This is a genomic window from Euhalothece natronophila Z-M001, assembly GCF_007904085.1.
Taxonomy (GTDB): Bacteria; Cyanobacteriota; Cyanobacteriia; order Cyanobacteriales; family Rubidibacteraceae; genus Halothece; species Halothece natronophila.
The window spans coordinates 1632472-1654885 of record NZ_CP042326.1; the positions used below are offsets into that span (position 1 = coordinate 1632472).

Consider the following 22414-nt stretch of genomic DNA (forward strand, 5'->3'; position numbering starts at 1 on the left):
TTTGTTATTCGTTGTTTGTCCTTCGTCCTTTGTTCTTTGTAGCCCAATGACCAATGACTAATGACTAATGACTAATTTACTTCAAACGCCCAGATCGCCAAATACTCACAATTAACCAAAAGCCAATAAAACTAGCAGCCGCAAATAAAACATTACTAATTAAAGATAATTGCGGCGTTTGAGCATTCGCTGAGATTGTCGCAGCCCCAATAATTAAAGCAGCAACAATAATACTAAATGAAAGGCGGTTAGCAGAATCATCTAAACTTTTTCGCAGGGAATCTAATTCCCGAATATTTAAGTTCCAACTAATGGTTTCAGAGGTAACACGATCTAATAATAATTCTAATTGTCGTGGGCCCTGTAAAGATAAACTTTTTAGGTCTAATGTTGTTCTTAATAGTGTTGGAATGGGGTTACTGCCAAAGATTTGATTCCGAAATAAATCCGTCATTAAGGGTTTAACTTCTTCTAATAAATTCACTTCAGGATTAAACCCTCTGGCTAAACCTTCTAAGTTTGCTAAACTTTTAGCATAAAGCCCCATGTTGCTAGGTAACTTAACATTGTTTTTACGAGAAACTTCTAAAATTTCATAAAAAACTTCACTAAAATTGATTTGGGAAATACTCAGATTATAATACTTCCGCAACATTCGATCATAATCATTTTCGAGATTAGTTAAATTAACGCCTACGGCACTTTCTGAAAGTTCTAAAGTTAATTCACTGCAGCGTTGGGCATCAATATCTACCACCGCCAGTAACATTTCCGTTAAAATTTGTTGCGTGCGCGGATCAAGCCGTCCAATCATGCCACAATCAATTAGGGCAATGCGTCCATCTTGCAGATAAAAAATATTCCCAGGATGGGGATCGGCGTGGAAAAAACCATCCAGATAAATTTGTTGGAAAAAGACACGAAATAATAAGGTTGTAATTTCTTGGCGGCGTTTTTCTTGAGATTCAGGAATGTCAGCTTCTAAAATGGGACAACCTTCTAGCCATTCCATTACCATTAATTTTTCTGTGGTGACATCCCAATAAATTTTAGGAATCACAACTTGTTTCGTATCAAACCACCGACTATTGGTTAAATTGCTTCGGAGTTGATCGGTATAGCCAGCTTCTTGGGTAAAATCGAGTTCAGCGCGGAGGGCGTTTGTAAATTCTTCAGCAAGGGCAACCACATCATAGTCTTCTCCAAAGTCAGTACGAGAGACTAAGTCAGCAACGCCTTTAATTAGGGCAATATCTTGTTCCACTACTTGATCAATGCCCGGACGTTGAACTTTAACCGCCACTTCTTGTCCATTTTTGAGGGTGGCGCGGTGGGTTTGCGCGATTGAACCCGCTGCAACAGGTTCACGATTAAATTCAGAAAAAATGTCTTCCACAGGGGCATTTAATTGGTCTTTTAAGACACCTTCAATGCGACTCCAAGCAACACTAGGAACATTGGCTTGTAATGCAGTGAGGGCTTCCACATAGTCTGCTGGAATAATATCAGGGCGAGTGCTTAACAGTTGTCCAAATTTGACATAAACTGGCCCCAAATCTACAAGGATATTACGGAGAACTGTCGGTGTCGGTAACTCAGGAGATTCTGCTTTGCCAACGGTGAGAAGACGGCGCATATAATCCCAACCGTTGCGGAAAACAACTTCTAAAATTTCTCGTTGACGACTGGTATTTTGAGTAAGGAAGACCACAGTTTCTCTCTCTTGTTTGAATGTTAAAGGATATTACATCACCCTTATAACAGGTTGTGGAAACGATTGTCTGCTTGTAGTTCTTTTAGAAGCTGTTTAATATCCTGAGTGCGATCTTTTTTGACAACGAGGGTAACACCGCGATCGCGCACTATCACCACATCTTCTAAGCCTAAAGTTACTACAGTTTCTTCAGGATTAGCGTTATAAATAATACAACCTTGGCTATCTACGCCGAAATGAGTTCCCACCTCTACATTCGCCTTTTCTCCTTTCAATAATCGTTCTAGTGCCTTCCAGTCTCCCAAGTCATCCCAACCAAACTCACTAGGAATCACATAAGCCAGTTGGGTTTTTTCCATTAAGGCATAATCAATGCTATTTTTGGGGAGATCGCTATAGGCGGCTTTTCCTTTTTCCTGTAAAGGAGTTACAATTTCTGGGGCGTGTTGCTTTAATTCAGCCAAGACAACTTCAGCGCGAAAAATAAACATCCCACTATTCCAGCTAAAGCGTTGGGTATCAATAAAAGATTCTGCGGTAGCGCGATCGGGTTTTTCTGTAAATCGTGTTACCTGATAAGTGGATAACCCTTGATAATTTCCTGTGGTGTTTCCCTGTTCAATATAGCCATATCCTGTTGCAGGATAACTGGGTTTAATGCCAAGGGTGACAATGGCAGCTTCTTGTGTGGCTAATTCGACTCCTGCCGCGATCGTCTGTTCAAATTTTTCCGTATCCCCAATCCAATGATCAGCCGGGAAAAAAGCAATGATTGCATTCTCTCCATACCGCTTGGCAATTTCAAGAGTTGCCCAAGCCACCGCCGGTGCAGTATCTTTTCCTTCAGGTTCAACTAAGCAGTTTTCTGGGGGAAGTTGGGGTAATTGATTTTGTACCCCTGAAGCCAACATTTCTGAAGTGATGACCCAAATATTATTCCAGCCTGAGGCGAGGTTTAATAATCGGTGTGCAGTTGCTTGCAAAAGCGTGTTTCCGCTACCATCAAGAGATAAGAATTGTTTTGGACGTTGACGGCGACTCAGGGGCCAAAAGCGTTCTCCTTTTCCCCCTGCAAGAATAACTGGGATAATAGCAGTAGTCATTATTAATGAACTGAGAAACAAGTATTTGATTATTATAAGTGATAGGTAAAGACATAACAAATAAGGAATTATGATCAAGAAATTATTAAAACGACTTTTCTACCTTGCTCTTGCTTTTTTATTAGCTGGAATTTGGATTTTACTAGATGCTAAACCAGCAGTTGCTCAAGATAAAAGTGTTAATTATACCCACACTGTTGTATCCGATCGCGATTTTTCTAATGAAGATTTAGTTGGGGCAGTTTTTGCGGCTGCTGATATGCGTCGTACAGATTTTCATGGCTCAAATTTAGAAAATGCCATGTTTACCCAAGGGAAATTAATTAATGCTGATTTATCAGGGGCAAATTTAAGTGGGGCGTTAATGGATCGCGTTGTTTTTGATGGCTCAGATTTAAGAAATGCCATCTTTATTGGCACAGTGATGAGTAGTAGTAGTTTTGAAAATACTAAAATTGCTGGTGCTGATTTTACTGATGCCATTTTAGATCGCTATCAAATTAAGTTATTTTGTGAAAAAGCTGAAGGAGTAAATCCTGTAACTGGTGTTTCCACCCGAGAGAGTTTAGGCTGTCGTTAGTCATTGGTCATTAGTTATTAGTCATTGGTCATTAGTCATTAGTTTACAAGGGACAAAGGACAAAGGACAAACAAAAAAAAATGAGTTTAGAATTTTGGTATATGTTCCCCATAGGAATAGCTATTGCGACTATTGCGATGGCTTCGGGAGTGGAAGGAGCTACGTTTTTTACGCCTTTGTTTTTATTAGGATTAAAATTGCCAACTGCTGTAGCAATTGGAACGGGTTTAATTACTGAAGTTTTTGGGTTTAGCAGTGGGCTATATGCCTATATCAAAAAGGGATTAATTGATTATCAATTAGGACGAATGCTACTGCTATTCAGTATTCCTAGTGCCTTAATTGGAACTTGGGTGGCGGGGTTTATTCCTTCAGATATTTTAAAGACTATTTTAAGCATTGGCTTATTAGTGATTGCCACCAGTTTTCTCCGTTCTCCTGAAGAAAAAACGGTAGAATTATTAGATCAACAAAATACCGATTTTGAAAAAAAAGAACCCGAAACTTGCCTTACAACTAATACGGGAGAAACGTTTTGCTATACGATCAGCGATCGTGCAGAAGGGCGATTACTCATTAGTATTGGTGGTTTATTTATTGGTATGATTTCTACAGGGTTAGGACAACTTAATGGCTTTTTTCTCATTCAACGCTGTCATATTCCCAGTAAGGTAGCTGTAGCCACAAGTGTTTTTATTGTAGCGATTACTGCTCTCATTGCCTCTGTGGGTCATGTTTTTCAATTTATCCAAGCAGGAGGAGAAACATTAAACACTGTTTCCAATTTAGTTATTTTTACCGTTCCGGGGGTTTTAATTGGAGCGCAGTTAGGATCTAGTATTGCAAATCGCCTCTCGCAAAAGTTATTAGAAAAAAGTATGGGAGTTCTATTTATTTTTGTGGGGTGTTTAATTTTAGGTGAAGTAATCATCCGCAATCAAGATCATTTAACTAATATAGTTTCCACTAGCTTTTGAGAGATAATATGGTTCAAAGTTATTTGCTAGGGAAAGAGCAGGATGTGGGATAATTTGAAAGGAGTTAAAGTAAGGAATTTTTATGGATTTAAAGGCACTAATACGAGATATTCCAGACTTTCCAAAACCGGGAATTATTTTTCGTGATATTACAACATTACTGCGCGATCGCGAAGGACTGCGCTACACCATTGATACCTTAAGTGATAAGTTTCAAAAAGCTAACCTGATCCCCGACTATGTTATTGGGATTGAATCACGGGGGTTTTTATTTGGACCGAGTCTTGCTTATCAATTTAACGCTGGATTTGTTCCTGTCCGTAAACCTGGGAAATTACCGGCAGCGGTTCATAGTATGGAATACGACTTAGAATATGGCAAAGATAAAGTAGAAATGCATCAAGATGCCTTACCACCTAACTCAAAAGTAGTAATTGTTGATGATCTAATTGCTACAGGGGGAACGGCAAAAGCAACCGCAGATTTAGTTAACAAAATCGACTGTGAACTATTAGGATTTGGATTTATCATCGAATTAAAAGACTTAGAGGGAAGAAATAAACTCCCTGATGTCCCTATTATTACTCTTGTTGACTACTAGCTATAGTCGTTCCAATTCAGTTCCGTAGTGCAGCCATCTTGGCTGCTACTAGGGAGCAAGATGCTCCCACTACTTTTAGGTTGCTGTTTTTTATTTGGAATCACTATAACAGAGCCAACCAGAAAAAAAGCGGTAGATCAGTGAGTATCTACCGCCTTTCTTCAATTCAAGAACTAACAGCAACTAAGGTGATTAACCTAAATTATGATTCTGATCCTTGAGGAAGCAACTCTTGGTTTTCCTGTTTCGGGAAGACTTTGACATCTCCCTCGACCACGTCAACGGTGGCGGTATCGCCTTCAGAGAGACGACCCGACAGCATTTCCTCAGCGAGGATATCCTCTAACAAGCGCATAATCGCTCGACGGAGGGGACGCGCACCATAGCTGGGATTATACCCTTCTTCCACTAATCGCTCCCGGAACGCTTCGGTGACTTCTAACTTGATATCTTGTTCAGTGAGACGAGAGAAGACTTCTCGCAACATAATTTCGGCGATTTCTTTGACTTCTTCGCGGTTGAGTTGACGGAAGACAATGATCTCATCGAGACGGTTCAAGAATTCAGGACGGAAGTATTGTTTCAACTCTTCGTTCACGAGAGACCGGATGCGGTTATATTGGGATTCTGCTTGGTCTTCATTGAGCTCAAAGCCTAAGCCGCCACCACCTTTTTCAATGACCTTAGAACCAATGTTAGAGGTCATAATTAATAAGGTGTTCTTGAAGTCCACCGTGCGCCCTTTGGCATCAGTGAGGCGACCATCTTCTAATATCTGTAGAAGCATATTGAAGACATCGGGGTGCGCCTTTTCGATTTCGTCAAAGAGGACTACGGTGTAAGGACGACGGCGGACAGCTTCGGTTAATTGTCCTCCTTCGTTATAGCCCACATATCCTGGAGGAGAACCAATGAGCTTGGAAACGGTGTGCCGTTCCATAAACTCAGACATATCCAAGCGGATCATAGATTCTTCTGACCCAAAGAAGTAGCTGGCTAGCGCCTTAGTTAACTCGGTTTTACCAACACCAGTGGGGCCAGAGAAGACGAAGCTAGCAATGGGACGGTTGGGGTTTTTCAAGCCAACACGGGCGCGACGGATGGCACGAGAAACAGATTTAACTGCTTCTTCTTGACCAATGAGACGCTCATGGAGGGTTTCTTCGAGATGCAAGAGTTTTTGCGACTCAGTTTCGGTAATCTTGCTAACGGGAACGCCTGTCCAAGAAGCGACAATATCGGCAATTTCTTCTACATCTACTACAGGACCAACTTGATCATCTTTGCTGGTTTCTGTGTCTTTAGCAGAGGCAAGGTTACGGATTTCGCTTTTGATTTCCATTTCGCGATCGCGCAATTCTCCGGCCCGATCAAAATCCTGAGATCGGACAGCATCGTCTTTTTGCTTGAGAACCTGACGCAATTCTTGATCTAATTCTTTCGCTGCTGGTGGCAGTTGCGAATTAATTAAACGCACCCGTGAACCGGCTTCATCCACAAGGTCAATTGCCTTATCAGGGAGATAGCGGTCTGAAATATAGCGATCTGAGAGTTTCGCTGCCGCATCTAGTGCGCCATCAGTAATCCGTAGTTTGTGATGCTGTTCATAGCGATCGCGCAATCCATGGAGAATTTCCACCGTTTCTTGCACTGTGGGTTCACCCACCATCACTGGTTGAAAACGCCGTTCTAAAGCAGCATCCCGTTCAATGTGCTTGCGATATTCATCGAGGGTGGTTGCACCAATACATTGCAATTCGCCTCGTGCTAAAGCGGGTTTGAGAATATTGGCTGCATCAATTGCACCTTCGGCTGCCCCTGCTCCAATTAACGTATGAACTTCGTCAATAACCAGAATCACATTTCCAGCTTGACGAATTTCATCCATGATTTTCTTCAGGCGTTCTTCAAATTCCCCGCGATATTTGGTGCCAGCAACTAACAGCCCAATATCGAGAGTTACTACCCGCTTATCTTCGAGAATATCAGGAACGTCTTGATTACCAATGCGCTGGGCTAACCCCTCAGCAATGGCAGTTTTACCAACTCCTGGTTCTCCAATTAAAACCGGGTTATTTTTCGTCCGCCGACCTAAAATTTGGATAACCCGCTCAATTTCCTCTTGACGACCTACCACTGGATCCAGCTTACTATCCCCTGCTAATTGGGTAAGGTTAGAGCCAAATTCATCGAGAGTGGGGGTTTTTGTTCGACCTTGGCTAGAACCGCTAGAAACTTCGGCATTTTCTCCTAACATCCGAATCACTTGCGTGCGGACTTTGGAGAGATCAACCCCCAAGTTTTCTAAGACTCTCGCCGCTACACCTTCGCCCTCGCGAATTAAACCGAGAAGGAGGTGTTCTGTGCCAATATAGTTGTGTCCCAGTTGACGAGCTTCTTCTAGGGATAGCTCTAAAACTCGTTTTGCTCTGGGCGTAAACGGAATTTCTACCGCGACAAATCCTGATCCCCGTCCGATAATTTTTTCAACTTCGATCCGAGCATCTTTGAGGTTAACCCCCATTGATTTCAGAACTTTCGCAGCGACACCAGTTCCTTCTCCGATTAAGCCGAGGAGGATCTGTTCTGTGCCAACGAAATTATGACCGAGGCGACGTGCTTCCTCCTGGGCAAGCATAATCACCTTAATTGCTTTTTCTGTGAAGCGTTCAAACATAGCCTATTGTTATCACCTGCTGCGTACCCTTGTTACGCTGATTCTAACATAGGCGATCCCGCGCTTTGTATTAACGCTAACTTTTTGGAGGAGAAATATTCATTTTAATTTTTCCTCGTTTTCAAGGGGTTCGTTGCGAATGACAGCAGGCTTTAGACAATTTTTAATATTCAAACCTTAACTACTTTGCAAGATATCCCAGCCTTTCGTCAAGAGGGCAGCGCATCTTTTTTCTTGAATATTTTTCATTTCTTGGGAAAATTCTGGCTCTTGCAGGCGAGAACGCCATAAAATCAAGGCATCTTCTGGGGGGAGGGGATAATAGTCTTTCCGTCGCCCTGCAATTTCAAATCCCAACTTTTGATATAAGTTAATTGCTGTGGTATTAGAAGCTCTCACTTCTAAGGTGGCGCGTTCTAGTGACCACTGATGAGCTTGCAGTAGTAAATGGGATAGTAGCAGTTCTCCTAAGCCTTGTCCACGATAGTTGGGATCAATGCCAAGAAGAGTAATATGGGCTTCTTCTACAATTGCCCAAAAGCAACTCATACCAATTAATTCTTGATGTAAGGGGGAAGGATCAACTTGAAATATGCCAAGGAGAAGGCTTCTCGGGCTGTCGATTTCTCGTTCATAAGCGCCTTTTGTCCACAGTCCTCCAAAGCAAATTTGATCCAGTGCGATGATTTTGTCTAGATTGTCTTTGGTTAACTCCTTGATTTCTAGTTCCATTAGTTTTGTGTTAGTTTAGTGAAAGAAAAGGCTAGGGTGGCTGCAATTGCTTCTGCGCTGAGACTAAGAAGACGAAATAAAGCAACACTACTAAGGATAATTTCTGGGGAAAAGGTATTACCTAAAAGCGCGATCGCGCTACTTTCAAAAACTCCAATTCCCCCTGGGGATGGCACAACTAAACCAAAAAACCAAGAAAGACTAAATACCCCTAATAAAAGAGGAAACTGCTCTAAGGTTAAGTTAGTAAATCCCATAAATATAATAATAAAACCAATCCCTCTTAACCCAACAAATGTTAATTCTCCTAATAAAGGGAACCAAGGGTACTGTTTAATTTGAAACGAGGCATTATTAGTGGCTTTTTTCTTGAAACGAGCTACTAGCCTTAAAGCAGGATTAAAGCAATAAGGGTGAATCAAAATTAAAATACTTCCTGCAAATAAAAAGGGGAGTAATTGATAAAACCAATTTTCTTGATTTTTAAGCCAACTTTGTTGAATAGAGACTAAGGTAATTAGAACCGCTGCTGTCGCCATTAAAAGTGGTTCTAACAGGGTAGAGAGGGTAGCCGTAGTTAAATCAGTTCCTGTAGCTTGGACTGCTCGAATGCGTCCATAAAAATGCCAAACATTCCCAGGGATATATTTGGCTAAATTGGTTTGTAAATAAACAGGTAACACCCAACTTAAAGAAGCAGGTTGTTGTAAAAAATAGAGAATGTTTGCCCAAACGATTCCTGACCAAATATGAGCAAAAAGAGTTACAAAAAGCGCGATCGCGCTATAATTAAGATGGGATTCTCTTAATTCAATGGCTAAAACATCTTGCCCATGATCATAAAAAGTTTTAAGCAAGAAAAATAGCGTTATTCCTAAGATAAACCACCGTAAAAGTTTCACAATTAAATCTAACCCTCTAATTCTTAGTGACGGTTTTTGAACTGTGATGCCACTTTTTCCAAGCCGAGGAACTACGAATAGCAAGCCAAAGTAACATCATAGCAATTAACCCCCCTTGTTCTGGTGCATTAAACGCATAAATAACCAATAAAACTGATAAAATATCCTCCCCCACTGCTACCCAAGGGGGAATCCCTCGCAAGCGAAAAAACCAGCCCACTTGCACTAGCTGTAAAACAAACGCAAAGAGTCCACCACTAATCCCAATTAACCAAAGTTGGGCTGTACTATAGTCTGCAAATCTTCCCACAGTTACGGCTAAAAGTAAACCTGCCAGTGGACTCAAGGCTAATTGAATTAACTGTAAAACCCGTTGTCCTAGTAATTGTTTTGATCCTAATAATTCAAATAAAGACCAACTAATTAAAATTGCTAAAACTACTTGAGGATGGATGCGATCTAACAAGGGAACATTTGACCAAAACTCGCGACTTTCAATAAAGCCAATCATTAGTAAAGGAAGGGCAATTCGCATTCCTGCAGCAGCGGAAACAGCCAAAACAGCTAAAACTTCAATGATCATAATTTTAAGTCAATCGAGTTCTTGGTGATCTTTTTTAAAATAAACGAACAATTATCAAGATTTTTTGAAAGCTACTCAATGATGTTATTGTTTTAGCTTTCTCATAATAAAGATGCTAAAAAGCAGTATTATTGATTATTCATTTCCTTTTACCTATTGCTAGCTTGCCTTATCTTTATTATTAAAATATTATAGTTACTCTAGAAGAACTATGGTTTTTAAGGTTAAAAGCCTTTCAAGACGTAAATAATAATGCAAAATCGAATTAAACAGATTCAAAGTTTAGCTGCTCCCCTCCGTATTGGTTTATTTATCTTCGTGCTACTGTTAATTTGGCTACCTGTTGCCATTCCCATTCAAGTATTGTTAGCTGGGGATCAAGATTTGGTTACAATTTTAACAATGGGATGGTTATTTGTTCTTTTTCTGATTTTAGTTCGAGTCACTGAGAAATTCCTTTATCAAAAATCTCACCCTTATCAAGCTGTGGGCTTAACGATTAATTCTCGCTTTGGCTTAGACTTATTGCAAGGTTTAATAATTGGCTTAATTTTAACTTTTACATTATTTTTATTGCAAGGCAGTTTAGGCTGGTTAAATTGGCAAGATAACGCACTTCCTTTTTGGCAATTAATTCTAGAAGGGGCGTTAACGGGAATTGGTGTGGGGATTGCTGAAGAAGCCCTGTTTCGTGGCTGGTTATTAAATGAATTGCAACGAGATTATTCTTTAAATATTGCTTTATGGGTAAATGCGATCATTTTCGCGATCGCGCATTTTATTAAACCCCTTGATGTGATCTTAGAAACCTTCCCAGAATTTCCAGGCTTGGTGTTATTAGGCTTAGTGTTAGTTTGGGCGCGGCGAAAAACTCAAGGGCAATTAGGGCTTGCTATTGGCTTACACGGCGGACTGGTTTGGGCATACTATATTATTAATGTGGGAGACTTAATTACCTACAGCGATCGCGCTTCTCCGATTATTACAGGCTTAGATGGGAATCCCATTTCTGGTATCATGGGCTGGTTATTTCTAATGGGGTTAGCGGTTTGGCTACAATGGGAGATTAAAAGATCATCATGATTCGGATTTATACCCAAATTCAGCAAGGCAATCGCTGGTTAAATCAATATCGTGGCAAACGACCCGCTTTTGCTTGTGTGTTAGGCTTTACTGAAACTGGACTCCAGCCCAATATTTCTGCTGCCGGGGCAACTCCTGATGATCGGCGTTATACCGCGATCGCGGATGCAGAATGTTTAGTCAATGGCATTCAACCTCATCCCAAATATCCCTTACCACCGTTAACAGTGGGGGCTTCTCCCACTCTGATTTCGCGCTCTTTTGTAGAAGCCCTTGATCTCCCGGTTTATGTCTTAAATGCTGGCTTACCGCATCCCCCTGCAATTCCTCATATTGATCTCGCAGGAATCCCCGCCCAATGTGTTTCTACAGGAAAAGCAATGCCGCAAGAAAGGGTAGAATACTTATTTCAACAGGGATGGCATTGGGGAGAAGTGCTAGCAACAACAGTGAAAGAGAGTTATTTAATGATTGGGGAATGTGTTGTGGGAGGAACAACCACCGCACTTGCTTTACTAACAGGATTGAGAATTGCTGCTGCCAATAAAATCAATAGTAGTCATCCCCAATGCAATCATCAACAAAAGTGGGAAATTGTGCAAACAGGATTAGCCCAAACTAATTGGTATTTTCAACAACAACCCACTGATCCATTTACCGTTGTTGCAGCAGTGGGCGATCCAATGCAGATAGTTGTTGCAGGAATGGCATTATCTGCAAGTCGCAAGGTTGGTGTCTTACTGGCTGGGGGAACCCAGATGTTAGCAGTTTATGCGTTAATGCAATCCCTGATTAAAAATGGCAGTCGTGGGGATTTAGAGAAAGTTGTAGTGGGAACAACCCGTTGGGTTACCGAGGATTTAACAGGGGATACCGTTGGGCTAGCAAAAACCTTACAGGATGTTCCCTTATTTGCTACAGGATTAAGTTTTGCCGCATCTAATTACCCTCAGCTAACCGTTTATGAAGATGGTTATGTTAAAGAAGGAGTGGGGGCTGGGGGTTGCGCGATCGCGGCTCATCTCTATTTAGGGTGGGATCAAACTCAATTATTAAGTAACATAGAGCAGTTACTTCAAAAATATTCTCAAATCCCTTAAAAGTGAATCCGTTGGGCGAGGAGTTGTTCTTCTAACGCCGCAATGCGGTTATAAGCGGCCGCTAGTTGAGTGTTGAGACGACGAATTTGGATTTCTGGCGAAACTGCCTCCCCATCCGAGGCGGTGTTTCTACTGGTATTGGTGTCGTCATCCACTAAGACATCTTTATGTCCCATCATACCGCTAAAGCCACGGTGAGAATTTTCTTCAGAAGAGTTCTCAATAGTGGCATTTTCAGAAGCATTCTCCTTGGAGTGTTGCATTTGCATATCTGTGTCTATGCGGTTGCTCAAGTGTTCAACCACAGCGTAAAGGCGATCTATTTTTTGTTCTAGGGCAGTGATATGATTTTCCAGTCGATCCATGAAAGATCCTCAAAGGAGTTGTTCTACGATTTTAGGTAAGATACCTGTTCACTAATTATGATATTCGGTGAGTAACTACTTTTCTAAATATTACAGACTTATTTAATTTTTCAGTTTATGTTAAACCGTCGTAAATTTTTGTTAATGGTACTGATAAGCGCGATCGCGCCAAGTTTACAGGCTTGTGGCAATGCCGATAATACTGCTAAAGTTAGAGTTTTAAGTGGTTCTATTCCCTCACAGGTTTTAGGAGCATTTGAAAGGCAATTTGAAGGGGAACAAAATTTAGATTTAAACCCTATTTCTCAGCTAGAAGACTTATATGAATTCTTAGAAGAGTTAGTGGAAGAAGAAAACTCAAATCGCGCTGATTTAGTCACATTAGGAGATTTTTGGTTAAAAACAGCAATTGAGAAAGATTTAATTCAGCCTCTTGATCTAGAAGACTTAAGCAATTGGAATGCACTCCCTTCCCGATGGCGAGACTTAGTGAAGCGTGATCAACAGGGAAATCCTGATTCAGAAGGGGAAATTTGGGCAGCCCCGTATCGTTGGGGAAATACAATTATTGCCTATAATGAAGATAAATTTCGTCAAGCAGGATACGATCCGCCCACTGACTGGGAGGACTTATGGCGAGAGGAATTAAAGGAGAAAATCTCTTTACTGGATCAGCCACGGGAAGTCATTGGCTTAACCTTAAAAAAACTGGGAGAATCTTATAACACAGATGATTTAGATGCAATCTCCAACTTAAAAAGTGAACTAAGCGCCCTACACAAACAAGTTAAATTTTACAGTTCTAGTAACTATCTCGAACCCTTAATTCTTGGGGATACTTGGGTAGCGGTTGGATGGTCAAATGATATTTTAGACTTACGCACTCGTTATCCGAATATTAGAGTAATTACGCCCAATTCAGGAACAGCACTTTGGGCAGATGTTTGGGTACGTCCTAAAGGAAGTGAACGCTTTTTAGAACCCATTTTAGAATGGATTAACTTTTGTTGGAAAAAGGAAACCGCCAGTCAAATTGGATTATTTACGAATGGCTCTTCTCCAATTTTACTCAATGGCAATCAAGAGGAAATTCCTGATGACTTAAAAGCAGATGAGCTAAGAATCCCTCCCTCAGAAATTTTAGAACGGAGTGAGTTTTTATTGCCTTTATCAGAGGAAACAAGAGAAAAATATCAAGAAGTTTGGGAGGAAACGAGAATGTATAGTGATTCCAAATAAAAAACAGCAACCTAAAAGTAGTGGGAGCATCTTGCTCCCTAGTAGCAGCCAAGATGGCTGCACTACGGAACTGAATTGGAACGACTATAACACGATCATTCTCATCCCTTTATTTCTTGCTATAGCCCTACACAAAAAGGTTAGGACATTTACTCGCTAATGCGTCGTCCTAACAGTACCGGGCAATTAGCATAAACTCTGACATAATCAGATAAAGAAGCTCCCAAAAGCCGATCTAAATCCGGTAAAGTTCGGGCTACACTGGGACGACGATCAGGAGATCCCAACATTAAGAGACTGACTTTTTTATCTTCGGCTAGCTCACACAAAGTCGGGCCTGGTTTTCCACCAGCAATGATTCCTTGATAGTTTACCCCTTGTCTTTTCGCTTGTTCCACTGCCGGAGCAAGTGTCGGTGTTTTTTCTGCTTCTTGTCCCGATAAAGTTTCTCCTTTTTCCATAGAAGGATCAACTTGCACTAACAATAATTGACCAGAGGGAATATCTCGTAATAAAAACAGGGCTAACTCCAAACAGTATTCTGAATCTGCCGATTGATCCACAGCGACCATGATACGTTTAAGGCGCGTCACATAAATGTCATCCTTAACCAGTAACATCGGACGACTAGAAAGCTGAAATACATATTGACTCACTGAGTTTTCGAGGATCGATTCTAGGCGTTTTAGTCCCCGTGACCCCATAATAATTAAATCGCTTTCTATTTCTTCAGCGACTTCGCAAACTGTAGTTTTCGGGTCACCCTGACGTAACATAGTTGAGACTTGGGACGGATCAAGGTGCATTCGTTGAATTGCCCCTGCTAGAAGTTTTCCGCCTTCTTCCCACTTTTCTGTCATTGCTTCACTAGTGACCTGTGAAGGAACAACATTAAGAATCGTTACTGACGTATTTTTCAAAGAGGGTAATTGCAATAAATACTGCAACATTTCCTCAGAATGACCTGTACCAGAGTCTGCAAGCAAAATTTTATTAAGCATCTTTCGCTTCCCCTCCCAATTGATTATCTAATTTTATACATACCACGGTTTTAGGGGAATTATCGCTTATTCTGTAATGAGTCTTAAAACTTACGCTGCTTGGTGAACTACCGCAAAGACTCTATGGAGTGTGGATGCCGACTTCTCGCTCACATCAGTTAAAATTAAGGCAAGCGTATCTATATTATTTTCTCCCTGATCATGGCTACTTTTTCCTCTGATCGCAAACGACGTATTTTTGATCACTTAAAAACCACAACTGAGTTTGTTTCTGATTCCAAGGAGACTCCTAGTAATCTGAATTCTAGAAAGAAACAGATTATGGAACATATTGAACGTACTCTCGGTTAATGGGGCGTTATTTTTCTTCGTGTGGGGGGCGCAATGAAGTCCCTTGATTCGGTACTAAGATGCGATTAATTTGACGTAATTGCGTTGCTGTTCCCATGCAAAAAAGTATGTCTCCTGCTTGCAGAATTTCTTCTGCTGAGGGACCACCAATTAAAGTTCCATCAGCACGGCGTATGGCTAAAACTAACGCGCCAGACTGTGATCTTAGTCGCGCTTCGCTCAAACTTTTACCCACAAATGGACAAATTGAGGGATCAAGGAGAAACTCTTCAATATAAAAAGAGCCTTCTGTTCCGGCTAAAATGCCATCTACAAAATCCATAACTTGCGGACGTAGGGCAGCAGCCGCTAATCGTCTTGCTCCTGTAAGATGTGGAGAAACGACAGTATCAGCTCCAGCACGTTGTAACTTTTTCACTGCTTCTTCTGTATTTGCTCTCGCAATAGCACGGATTTTAGGGTTTAATGTTTTTGCAGATAAAATAGTATAAAGATTTTCTGCATCAGAAGAGAGAGACGCAACAATACACAATGCATCTTGAACTTTTACATTTTGTAAGGTTTCATCTAAGGTGGCATCTCCTTCTACAGCAATATAATTTGCATTTCGAGCGGCTTCTATTTTATCTGGGGCTTTATCAATAATGACAAATTGAATAGACTCAGAGTTAAATTCATTGCAAATTTGCTTTCCCATGCGCCCAAAGCCACAGACAATGTAGTGAGAATTTAGAGTATCTATCAAGCGTTTTCTTTGCCTCAGTTCAATTCCTTTCTGAAAATAGCCTTGAATAATGGCTTCTGTAAAACGGTTAACAATGTAACCAATAACCACAATACCAGCTGTAATTAAACCAATTGTAAAAAGTTGTGAGCGTTCTGGTAAGGGGCGAACTTCAGAAAAGCCAACAGTGGAGAGGGTTATAACTGTCATATAAGCTGATTCTGACCAACTCCACTGTTCAACAAAGTGATACCAAAAAGTTCCCAGAAGAAAGACTCCTGCTAAAGCGAGAGCACCGAAAAATAATTGCTTTTGTAGCCGTTGATAATTTTTCTCGAGGGAGTACATTAGGTAAATTATCCCATAGCAATTGGGGTTAAGAACACAGATTGGCGATAGTAATCAATCTCGAAACTACGCCATTGTAGAATTAAAACACAAAGCACTAAGTATAAAACTATGAGTCTAGAGCAAGCAACATTCAATTCACAAACCTTTGATCAGTATGTGATGCCCACCTATGGACGATTTTCTCTTGCTATTGATCAAGGAAAAGGCTGTCAAGTTTGGGATACGGAGGGAAAAACCTATTTGGATTTTGTTGCTGGCATTGCAACTTGTACCCTTGGTCATGCTCATCCTACTCTGGTGCAAGCAGTTACCAAACAGGTGCGAAAGCTTCATCATGTCTCTAATTTATACTATATTCCTGAACAAGGGGAATTAGCGCAATGGCTAGTGGAACATTCTTGTGCTGATCGCGCTTTTTTCTGTAATTCTGGAGCAGAAGCTAATGAAGCCGCGATTAAACTGGCTCGAAAATATGCCCACACAGTTCTCAATATTGATAACCCACTGATTTTGACCACTCATGCTAGTTTTCATGGTCGTACATTAGCTACGATTACGGCGACAGGACAACCGAAGTATCATAAGAATTTTGATCCCCTTGTTCCTGGCTTTGCTTATGTTCCCTATAACGATATTACTGCGATGGAAAACGCGATCGCAGAAAATCCGAATGTAGCAGCAATTTTAATTGAGCCTTTGCAAGGAGAAGGAGGAGTTTACCCAGGAGATTTAGATTATTTTATCCGCTTAAGAAAAATTTGTGATGAGAAAGGCATTTTACTCATTTTTGATGAAGTGCAAGTGGGTGTAGGGCGTAGTGGAAAATATTGGGGCTATGAAAATTTAGGGGTAGAACCAGATATTTTTACCAGTGCCAAGGGATTAGCCGGTGGAATTCCGATCGGGGCAATGTTATGTAAAGAATTTTGCAATATTTTTCAAGGGGGTGATCATGCTAGTACCTTTGGTGGGAATCCTTTTAGTAGTGGCGTTGCTTTAGCGGTGTTAAAAACAATTGAAAAGGAGGACATTTTATCGAATGTAATTGCTCGCGGTGAACAATTGAGAAAACACCTTCGCGCGATCGCGCAAACCTATCCTGATTTGTTTACTGAAGTTCGCGGTTGGGGGTTAATTAATGGTTTACAAATTGCTCCTGAAAGTGATTTAAAATCAATAGAAATTGTTAAATCGGCAATCAAAGAGGGCTTATTAATTGCCCCTGCTGGTGCTAAGGTTTTAAGATTTGTTCCACCATTAATTGTCTCTGAAATAGAAGTTAATGAAGCTCGGGAAAAATTAGAAAGTGCAATCCAGTCTTGGATTCAATAAACTGAGCTCAATCATCAAGAGCAAAGATCAATGAAGTGAAAGTGAGGTTATTATTCTTCTTTTAAAGATAAACTAGTGGTAAAAGAAATATGAATACTTTCAACGATTAAAATTTCTTAATTTTAATAAAAAGATCACCAAACAGTGTTAACTTGAATTAGTCAAATGAGAAAAGCCTCCCCGCTTTTAATTGCACAAATAACTGATACCCATCTTTTTGCCTCTTCTCAGGAAGAATTATTAGGGTTACAAACCGATTCATCCTTTAAGGCAGTGCTAAGGGAAATCCAAGCCTTAACTCCTCAACCACAAGGTTTATTATTAACTGGAGACTTATCTCAAGATGAAACTCTTGCCTCTTACCAAAACTTATACCAACAATTAGAACCTTTACAAATTCCTGCTTATTGGTTGCCAGGAAATCACGATCAACCTCAATTAATGCAAGAAGCATTAACCAAGCCTCCCACTTATGGAGATAAATCATTCCAATTGGGGAGTTGGCAATTTATTTTACTTAACTCCGCAGTGCCAGGACGAGTTTATGGTTATCTGAGCTCGGAAACCCTTGAGTGGTTAGATAAGCAACTATACAACAATAGCCATGCTCCCACTCTAGTTGCCTTACATCACCCTCCGTTTTCAGTTAACTCCCACTGGATTGATACTAGCCGTTTAAAAAATCCTGAAGATTTATTTAGGGTTTTAGATTGTCATCCGCAAGTGAACCTTGTGGTATTTGGTCATATTCACCAAAATTTTCAGCGCGATCGCGCCGGTGTACGTTACCTAGCTTCTCCTTCCAGTTCTATTCAATTTAAGCCAGAATGCGATAGGTTTGCCCTTGATGAGCTTCAGCCAGGTTATAGGCTATTTTGGCTTTACGAAAATGGCGAGTTTGCGACTACCGTTAAAAGAGTGGAATTTAGCTACACTGTAGATTTAGCGGCTACAGGATATTAACTGCATTTTTTCAAGTTATGCGACACTAGCCAGTTAATTAATCCTCAATTAACAAATCAGTTAAAAAAACTGAACAAGCCTATTACTTAGAATATATCTCATCAAGAGCAATCTGTGAAGAAACCTAATTTTGGAGTGATTATAGGAAGGGTTATTTTCTAGAGATGACCCAAATTGCATGAACTAAGCCAGGGATATATCCTAATAGGGTAAGTACAATATTAACCCAAAAATCAATTCCAATTCCTACTTGTAAAAACACTCCTAAGGGTGGAATTAGTACCGATAAGAGTATTCTAATTAAATCAGCCATAATTAAACATCTCCAAGTATTATTTATTCTGTAATCATAGCGTAGTGGCTGTTAAATATTTATGACTATTGTTGAGATTGTCGTCCTAATTCATAAATACCAAAAGCCATACAAGCTAAAAGCCCCACACTGATTGCCCAGCTACGACCTAAACTGGCTTCAACCCCGTAATTACAGAAGATACCTATTATTAGAAAAGGGAAAATGCTAAAAATTGAAGCGTAAAACGCATTTTGAGATTCTCGAGCTTCTCGGGTTCGTTCAAATTCCTCAGTTGAAAAATACAGCGATCGCTCCGCAAAGTTAAACCAACGCATTAGCTGAGTCATCAACCAATCACGTAACGAAGATAAACTCAAATAAAGGGCAAATGCCCAAAGAGTAATCCCTGCTATAGTATTAGGCTCAATATTGATCTGGGGAAGCATTTCTAGCATAATCAAGAAGGTCGTGTAGCAACATAATTTTGCATCGTTTTACGAATTTTAACAAATCCCCTGTTTTTTGTCTTACCATACTGAGAGAAGGACTCCGTACGATCGGGCAGATCGGAACGGCCCCCTCTCTTTCTCTCCCAGTGGGGGAGATTTAAGAGGGGAAAACGCTTGGGGAGATGGAACCGCTACTGTTGTTGGAGAAGTCCAATCGCAGCAAGTTCCGTCGTCTTGTGAACCTAGTTCATAAGTTAGAACCAAGAATCCCCTCGCCTTTAGGCAGGGGAGTGTCAACTCCTTAGACAATCAATGTTCATCTGGAATCCTCACCCCTAGCTTTCTAAATAGCAAATTAAAGATCATAACCAAATAGGTTAGCATTTACTTCTTCTAAATTAATGTCTCCCAAACCATACTCTTCCCAACGCTGATCGACAGTTTTTGCCATTTCTGGATCAGATTCCAAGGGTTTACCCCATTCATGTTCCGTTTCAGGGGGAATTTTAGTGGTTGCATCAATCCCCATTCTGCCTCCTAAACCAATTTTTTCACTAGCAAAATCTAAACTATCAAAAGGGGTTTCTGGGAGAATAAATACATCTCGGTTGGGATCAACCTTGGAAGAAATTGCCCAAACTACCTCCCGTGGATCACGGATATTAATCCCATCATCAACCACAATTACAAACTTAGTATAGGTAAACTGAGGTAAAGCACTCCAGAAAGCAAGGGCTGCCCGTTTAGCATGTCCAGGATAGGCTTTTTTAATGGAGATAATAGCAGCTTTATAACTTAATGCCTCCATGGGGAGGAAAAAGTCTGTAATCTCGGAAACCTGTTGCCGTAAAATCGGGGTATAGATGCGGTTTAAGGCAATGGCAATAATTGCTTCTTCTTTCGGGGGACGACCGCTAAATGTAGTGAGATAGATGGGATTTTTGCGGTGGGTGACGCATTGAAAACGAATTACAGGAGAATCCTCCACGCCGCCATAATAGCCCATGTGGTCGCCAAAGGGGCCATCTGGTAATACTTCCCCAGGAGTAATGGTTCCTTCTAAGACAAATTCCGAGTCAGCAGGAACCTGCAAGTCAACAGTTTTACAATTAGCTAATTTTACTCCAGAACCGCCATAGAGTCCAGCAAATAACCATTCTGAGAGATCCACTGGAATTGGGGTTGCCGCTGCCATAATAATGAGGGGATCTACTCCAAGCGCGATCGCGATTTCTAATTTTTTCCCTTGTTCAGCTGCCTTACGTAAATGTCTCGCCCCACCACGCACCGACAACCAATGCACAGTCATGGTATTTTTAGACTGAAGCTGTAAGCGATACACTCCCACATTGGGGGTTCCGGTTTCTACATCCTTGGTAATCACTAAGCCAAGGGTAATAATTTTTCCTCCATCATCTGGATAAGGGCGCAAAAGGGGTAAACGATTAAGATCAACTTCTTCTCCTTTTTCTACCACTTCCTGACAGGGTGGGAAAAAATCGCGCCCCGGTTTAGCTTTTGCCACATCAAAGAGTAATTTTCCAAACTCTACCGCTTGGGAAATTTTCTTCGGCGGTTTCGGCTGTTGAAGCATCCCCAATTTTTCTCCCAAGGTTTCTAACTCTTGGGGATCATCTCGGTTCATTGCCCAACAAACCCGTTCTAGCGTTCCCATGAGATTAATTGCCACAGGGTAGGATGCTCCTTTAACATTCTCAAATAGGAGTGCTGGCCCTCCAGCTTTTAACATCCTATTAGCAATCTCAGTAATCTCTAACTCTGGATCAACTGGGGCAGTAATTCGTCGCAGTTGCCCTTTTTCCTCAAGCTGTTTGATAAATTCTCGTAAATCTCGCGCCATAATGACAAAATATTAAGCCTTTCCTTTTCTGATCATAGCTATCCTGAATGAGTTATATCTGAAGTTGGCAATTTTTTAAGTAATTGATTAAAATTTCAAGATAATGCCAAAATGTCCACAATGTCACAGTCAAAGCTATCGCAAAAATGGACGCGTGCGAGGAAAGCAACGTTATCGCTGTAAAGATTGTGGACGACAGTTTTTAGAAGAAGCTTTAACTGTGGAATCTCCCCCTGAAGCATCAAACTCAGGTGTCAGTATTCTTCTACTAGATTTAGAAAATATCAGACTTGATCGCGGTGCTGAAAGTTACTTACAGGAATTAGCCTTTTATCCATTACAGATCAAACTGGCTTTTGCCAACTGGGGAGAACCTGCCGTTAGTAAGCAAGATATTGATCTCTACGAACGGGGATATTTTTTAGTTCATGTTCCAGGTGGTAAAAATAGTGCTGATGCGCGGATGATGACCTTAGGATCATCAATTCGGCTTCATTATCAAAATGTTCAAGAAGTCTTTGTTTGTTCCTCGGATTGGTTACTGACTAATTTATGTAATGAATTATTGAGTCAAAATCTACGGGTGTGGCGAGTGCGTCGTCAAGACAAAGTTTTAGAAATTGAAAATCGCATGACTGGAGATACCTATGCTTATTCTTTAGAATTAAATCAAGGAATTCCTGAGACAAAAGCATTAATGTTACAATTGGAAAATTTACTTGCAAAAGAAAAACAATCTATTAGTCATAAAATTGATGAAATTGCTCATTTAGAGACATTATTACAAGCAAGAAAAAAAATCATTAAAGATAATAAATCAGTAGATACTCAAGCAACGATTGCATCTACCAATGAAAACCTAAATGGCAATTCTTCTTACACTTTTTTTGGGGCAAATGAGTTAGAGGAAGCAGTTATTAAAATTATTGAAGAAGTTGAACAAAATTCTCCTCATAAAACAATTACCCCTTCTGTAATTTCAAATTGTTTTAAGTCTCGCTTTGGAATGACAGCCAATGAAGTTGTCAAAACTTTTAATTTAGAGGCTAATTTTACGAAGTTTATTGAAAAAAGCTCTCGTATCACCTTAAAAAAAGCTAATGGAAAGAAAAATAAGAAAGTTACTGCTAAGGTAGAAAAAATCAATACTAATTCAGGTCAATCCATAAATAGTTCATTAGAGCTACGCCAAATTTTAATTAATATTGTTGAATCTTTTCTATTAGAGACAGGAGAATCTTCAATTTTGTTGACGAAACTTGGGGCAAAATTTAAGGAAGTATATGGAAAATCAGTTTCTACTGTAATTAAATCGTTACAACTAAAAGGAAAGTTTACTAATTTTTTAATGTCCTGTGAGGAATTTCATTTAGAAAAAGTTGGGACCGTCTATAAAGTTTCCATAAATAATAAGACTATCCAGAAATAATA

Annotated in this window: 22 protein-coding genes; 10 read left to right on the forward strand and 12 right to left on the reverse strand. The window is 40.3% G+C overall.

The window, feature by feature from the left end; translation table 11 throughout:
* Positions 1 to 76 precede the first annotated feature (76 nt).
* Together FRE64_RS07785 and FRE64_RS07790 are read right to left on the reverse strand one after the other, a co-directional pair.
* Positions 77 to 1711, reverse strand: a complete 1635-nt coding sequence (locus FRE64_RS07785; RefSeq protein WP_146295447.1) for an ABC1 kinase family protein — start codon at positions 1709 to 1711, stop codon at positions 77 to 79.
* Positions 1712 to 1755: 44 nt separating this feature from the next.
* The gene (locus tag FRE64_RS07790) at positions 1756 to 2817 is read right to left on the reverse strand and encodes a mannose-1-phosphate guanylyltransferase (protein ID WP_146295448.1); all 1062 of its coding nucleotides are present in this window, start codon (positions 2815 to 2817) and stop codon (positions 1756 to 1758) included.
* Between the two features lie 70 nt (positions 2818 to 2887).
* On the opposite strand from FRE64_RS07790, the gene FRE64_RS07795 reads away from it, so the two are divergent.
* From FRE64_RS07795 to FRE64_RS07805, 3 genes are all read left to right on the forward strand, one after another.
* The gene (locus tag FRE64_RS07795; RefSeq protein ID WP_146295449.1) at positions 2888 to 3397 is read left to right on the forward strand and encodes a pentapeptide repeat-containing protein; all 510 of its coding nucleotides are present in this window, start codon (positions 2888 to 2890) and stop codon (positions 3395 to 3397) included.
* Between the two features lie 80 nt (positions 3398 to 3477).
* Complete coding sequence (locus FRE64_RS07800; RefSeq protein WP_146295450.1) at positions 3478 to 4374, forward strand: sulfite exporter TauE/SafE family protein; 897 nt, start codon at positions 3478 to 3480, stop codon at positions 4372 to 4374.
* 82 nt (positions 4375 to 4456) lie between these two features.
* Positions 4457 to 4975: an adenine phosphoribosyltransferase gene (locus tag FRE64_RS07805; protein WP_146295451.1), complete on the forward strand. Its 519-nt coding sequence runs from the start codon at positions 4457 to 4459 to the stop codon at positions 4973 to 4975.
* Between the two features lie 202 nt (positions 4976 to 5177).
* Here FRE64_RS07805 and FRE64_RS07810 read toward each other — a convergent pair whose 3' ends face one another.
* The 4 genes from FRE64_RS07810 to FRE64_RS07825 form a co-directional block, all read right to left on the reverse strand.
* Positions 5178 to 7652, reverse strand: a complete 2475-nt coding sequence (locus FRE64_RS07810; protein ID WP_146295452.1) for an ATP-dependent Clp protease ATP-binding subunit — start codon at positions 7650 to 7652, stop codon at positions 5178 to 5180.
* A gap of 177 nt (positions 7653 to 7829) precedes the next feature.
* Entirely contained in the window at positions 7830 to 8384 is a 555-nt protein-coding gene (gene rimI / locus FRE64_RS07815; protein WP_146295453.1) for a ribosomal protein S18-alanine N-acetyltransferase, read from the reverse strand.
* Positions 8384 to 9286, reverse strand: coding sequence for a lysylphosphatidylglycerol synthase domain-containing protein (locus tag FRE64_RS07820; RefSeq protein ID WP_246140410.1), 903 nt, complete (start codon positions 9284 to 9286; stop codon positions 8384 to 8386). Before FRE64_RS07820 ends, rimI begins: the two co-directional genes overlap by 1 nt.
* Before the next feature lie 16 nt (positions 9287 to 9302).
* Complete coding sequence (locus FRE64_RS07825; protein WP_146295454.1) at positions 9303 to 9869, reverse strand: DUF4126 domain-containing protein; 567 nt, start codon at positions 9867 to 9869, stop codon at positions 9303 to 9305.
* A gap of 252 nt (positions 9870 to 10121) precedes the next feature.
* Between FRE64_RS07825 and FRE64_RS07830 the strand changes: the two genes are divergently transcribed.
* Together FRE64_RS07830 and cobT are read left to right on the forward strand one after the other, a co-directional pair.
* A complete protein-coding gene (locus FRE64_RS07830; protein WP_146295455.1) occupies positions 10122 to 10952 on the forward strand; it encodes a CPBP family intramembrane glutamic endopeptidase in 831 nt (276 codons plus the stop codon).
* On the forward strand, positions 10949 to 12052 hold the full coding sequence (gene cobT, locus FRE64_RS07835) for a nicotinate mononucleotide-dependent phosphoribosyltransferase CobT (RefSeq protein ID WP_146295456.1): 1104 nt from the start codon (positions 10949 to 10951) through the stop codon (positions 12050 to 12052). Before FRE64_RS07830 ends, cobT begins: the two co-directional genes overlap by 4 nt.
* Here cobT and FRE64_RS07840 read toward each other — a convergent pair.
* On the reverse strand, positions 12049 to 12417 hold the full coding sequence (locus tag FRE64_RS07840) for a hypothetical protein (RefSeq protein WP_146295457.1): 369 nt from the start codon (positions 12415 to 12417) through the stop codon (positions 12049 to 12051). The genes cobT and FRE64_RS07840 overlap by 4 nt on opposite strands.
* 117 nt (positions 12418 to 12534) lie before the next feature.
* On the opposite strand from FRE64_RS07840, the gene FRE64_RS07845 reads away from it, so the two are divergent.
* Positions 12535 to 13656, forward strand: coding sequence for an extracellular solute-binding protein (locus tag FRE64_RS07845; RefSeq protein WP_146295458.1), 1122 nt, complete (start codon positions 12535 to 12537; stop codon positions 13654 to 13656).
* Between the two features lie 149 nt (positions 13657 to 13805).
* Here the strand turns inward: FRE64_RS07845 and FRE64_RS07850 are convergent, their stop codons facing one another.
* On the reverse strand, positions 13806 to 14657 hold the full coding sequence (locus FRE64_RS07850) for a universal stress protein (RefSeq protein ID WP_146295459.1): 852 nt from the start codon (positions 14655 to 14657) through the stop codon (positions 13806 to 13808).
* 201 nt (positions 14658 to 14858) lie between these two features.
* Between FRE64_RS07850 and FRE64_RS17450 the strand changes: the two genes are divergently transcribed.
* A complete protein-coding gene (locus FRE64_RS17450) occupies positions 14859 to 15008 on the forward strand; it encodes a hypothetical protein (RefSeq protein ID WP_186709019.1) in 150 nt (49 codons plus the stop codon).
* Positions 15009 to 15015: 7 nt separating this feature from the next.
* Here FRE64_RS17450 and FRE64_RS07855 read toward each other — a convergent pair whose 3' ends face one another.
* Complete coding sequence (locus tag FRE64_RS07855; RefSeq protein WP_146295460.1) at positions 15016 to 16080, reverse strand: potassium channel family protein; 1065 nt, start codon at positions 16078 to 16080, stop codon at positions 15016 to 15018.
* A gap of 111 nt (positions 16081 to 16191) precedes the next feature.
* On the opposite strand from FRE64_RS07855, the gene FRE64_RS07860 reads away from it, so the two are divergent.
* A complete protein-coding gene (locus tag FRE64_RS07860) occupies positions 16192 to 17415 on the forward strand; it encodes an aspartate aminotransferase family protein (protein WP_146295461.1) in 1224 nt (407 codons plus the stop codon).
* 165 nt (positions 17416 to 17580) lie between these two features.
* Complete coding sequence (gene cpdA, locus FRE64_RS07865; RefSeq protein ID WP_146295462.1) at positions 17581 to 18378, forward strand: 3',5'-cyclic-AMP phosphodiesterase; 798 nt, start codon at positions 17581 to 17583, stop codon at positions 18376 to 18378.
* A 151-nt stretch (positions 18379 to 18529) separates the two neighbouring features.
* Here cpdA and FRE64_RS07870 read toward each other — a convergent pair whose 3' ends face one another.
* The 3 genes from FRE64_RS07870 to FRE64_RS07880 all read right to left on the reverse strand — a co-directional run bounded on the left by FRE64_RS07870 (position 18530) and on the right by FRE64_RS07880 (position 20983).
* Positions 18530 to 18691 carry a YqaE/Pmp3 family membrane protein gene (locus tag FRE64_RS07870; protein WP_146295463.1) on the reverse strand — a complete coding sequence of 54 codons (162 nt, stop codon included), beginning with the start codon at positions 18689 to 18691 and terminating at the stop codon, positions 18530 to 18532.
* 65 nt (positions 18692 to 18756) lie between these two features.
* Entirely contained in the window at positions 18757 to 19131 is a 375-nt protein-coding gene (locus FRE64_RS07875) for a hypothetical protein (RefSeq protein WP_146297309.1), read from the reverse strand.
* 346 nt (positions 19132 to 19477) lie between these two features.
* Positions 19478 to 20983 carry a UbiD family decarboxylase gene (locus tag FRE64_RS07880; protein ID WP_146295464.1) on the reverse strand — a complete coding sequence of 502 codons (1506 nt, stop codon included), beginning with the start codon at positions 20981 to 20983 and terminating at the stop codon, positions 19478 to 19480.
* Positions 20984 to 21086: 103 nt separating this feature from the next.
* On the opposite strand from FRE64_RS07880, the gene FRE64_RS18265 reads away from it, so the two are divergent.
* Positions 21087 to 22412, forward strand: coding sequence for an IS1/IS1595 family N-terminal zinc-binding domain-containing protein (locus tag FRE64_RS18265; RefSeq protein ID WP_146295465.1), 1326 nt, complete (start codon positions 21087 to 21089; stop codon positions 22410 to 22412).
* The last annotated feature ends 2 nt before the right edge of the window (positions 22413 to 22414 follow it).

Bases quoted from the DNA above. Each gene is read 5' to 3' on its own strand.
- FRE64_RS07870 (WP_146295463.1), bottom strand. From the start codon at position 18,691: ATGGCTGATTTAATTAGAATACTCTTATCGGTACTAATTCCACCCTTA.
- cobT (WP_146295456.1), top strand. From the start codon at position 10,949: ATGATTCGGATTTATACCCAAATTCAGCAAGGCAATCGCTGGTTAAAT.
- FRE64_RS07880 (WP_146295464.1), bottom strand. From the start codon at position 20,983: ATGGCGCGAGATTTACGAGAATTTATCAAACAGCTTGAGGAAAAAGGG.
- FRE64_RS17450 (WP_186709019.1), top strand. From the start codon at position 14,859: ATGGCTACTTTTTCCTCTGATCGCAAACGACGTATTTTTGATCACTTA.
- FRE64_RS18265 (WP_146295465.1), top strand. From the start codon at position 21,087: ATGCCAAAATGTCCACAATGTCACAGTCAAAGCTATCGCAAAAATGGA.
- rimI (WP_146295453.1), bottom strand. From the start codon at position 8,384: ATGGAACTAGAAATCAAGGAGTTAACCAAAGACAATCTAGACAAAATC.
- FRE64_RS07810 (WP_146295452.1), bottom strand. From the start codon at position 7,652: ATGTTTGAACGCTTCACAGAAAAAGCAATTAAGGTGATTATGCTTGCC.
- FRE64_RS07805 (WP_146295451.1), top strand. From the start codon at position 4,457: ATGGATTTAAAGGCACTAATACGAGATATTCCAGACTTTCCAAAACCG.
- FRE64_RS07830 (WP_146295455.1), top strand. From the start codon at position 10,122: ATGCAAAATCGAATTAAACAGATTCAAAGTTTAGCTGCTCCCCTCCGT.
- FRE64_RS07855 (WP_146295460.1), bottom strand. From the start codon at position 16,080: ATGTACTCCCTCGAGAAAAATTATCAACGGCTACAAAAGCAATTATTT.
- FRE64_RS07825 (WP_146295454.1), bottom strand. From the start codon at position 9,869: ATGATCATTGAAGTTTTAGCTGTTTTGGCTGTTTCCGCTGCTGCAGGA.
- FRE64_RS07845 (WP_146295458.1), top strand. From the start codon at position 12,535: ATGTTAAACCGTCGTAAATTTTTGTTAATGGTACTGATAAGCGCGATC.
- FRE64_RS07800 (WP_146295450.1), top strand. From the start codon at position 3,478: ATGAGTTTAGAATTTTGGTATATGTTCCCCATAGGAATAGCTATTGCG.
- FRE64_RS07840 (WP_146295457.1), bottom strand. From the start codon at position 12,417: ATGGATCGACTGGAAAATCATATCACTGCCCTAGAACAAAAAATAGAT.
- FRE64_RS07790 (WP_146295448.1), bottom strand. From the start codon at position 2,817: ATGACTACTGCTATTATCCCAGTTATTCTTGCAGGGGGAAAAGGAGAA.
- FRE64_RS07850 (WP_146295459.1), bottom strand. From the start codon at position 14,657: ATGCTTAATAAAATTTTGCTTGCAGACTCTGGTACAGGTCATTCTGAG.
- FRE64_RS07860 (WP_146295461.1), top strand. From the start codon at position 16,192: ATGAGTCTAGAGCAAGCAACATTCAATTCACAAACCTTTGATCAGTAT.
- FRE64_RS07795 (WP_146295449.1), top strand. From the start codon at position 2,888: ATGATCAAGAAATTATTAAAACGACTTTTCTACCTTGCTCTTGCTTTT.
- cpdA (WP_146295462.1), top strand. From the start codon at position 17,581: ATGAGAAAAGCCTCCCCGCTTTTAATTGCACAAATAACTGATACCCAT.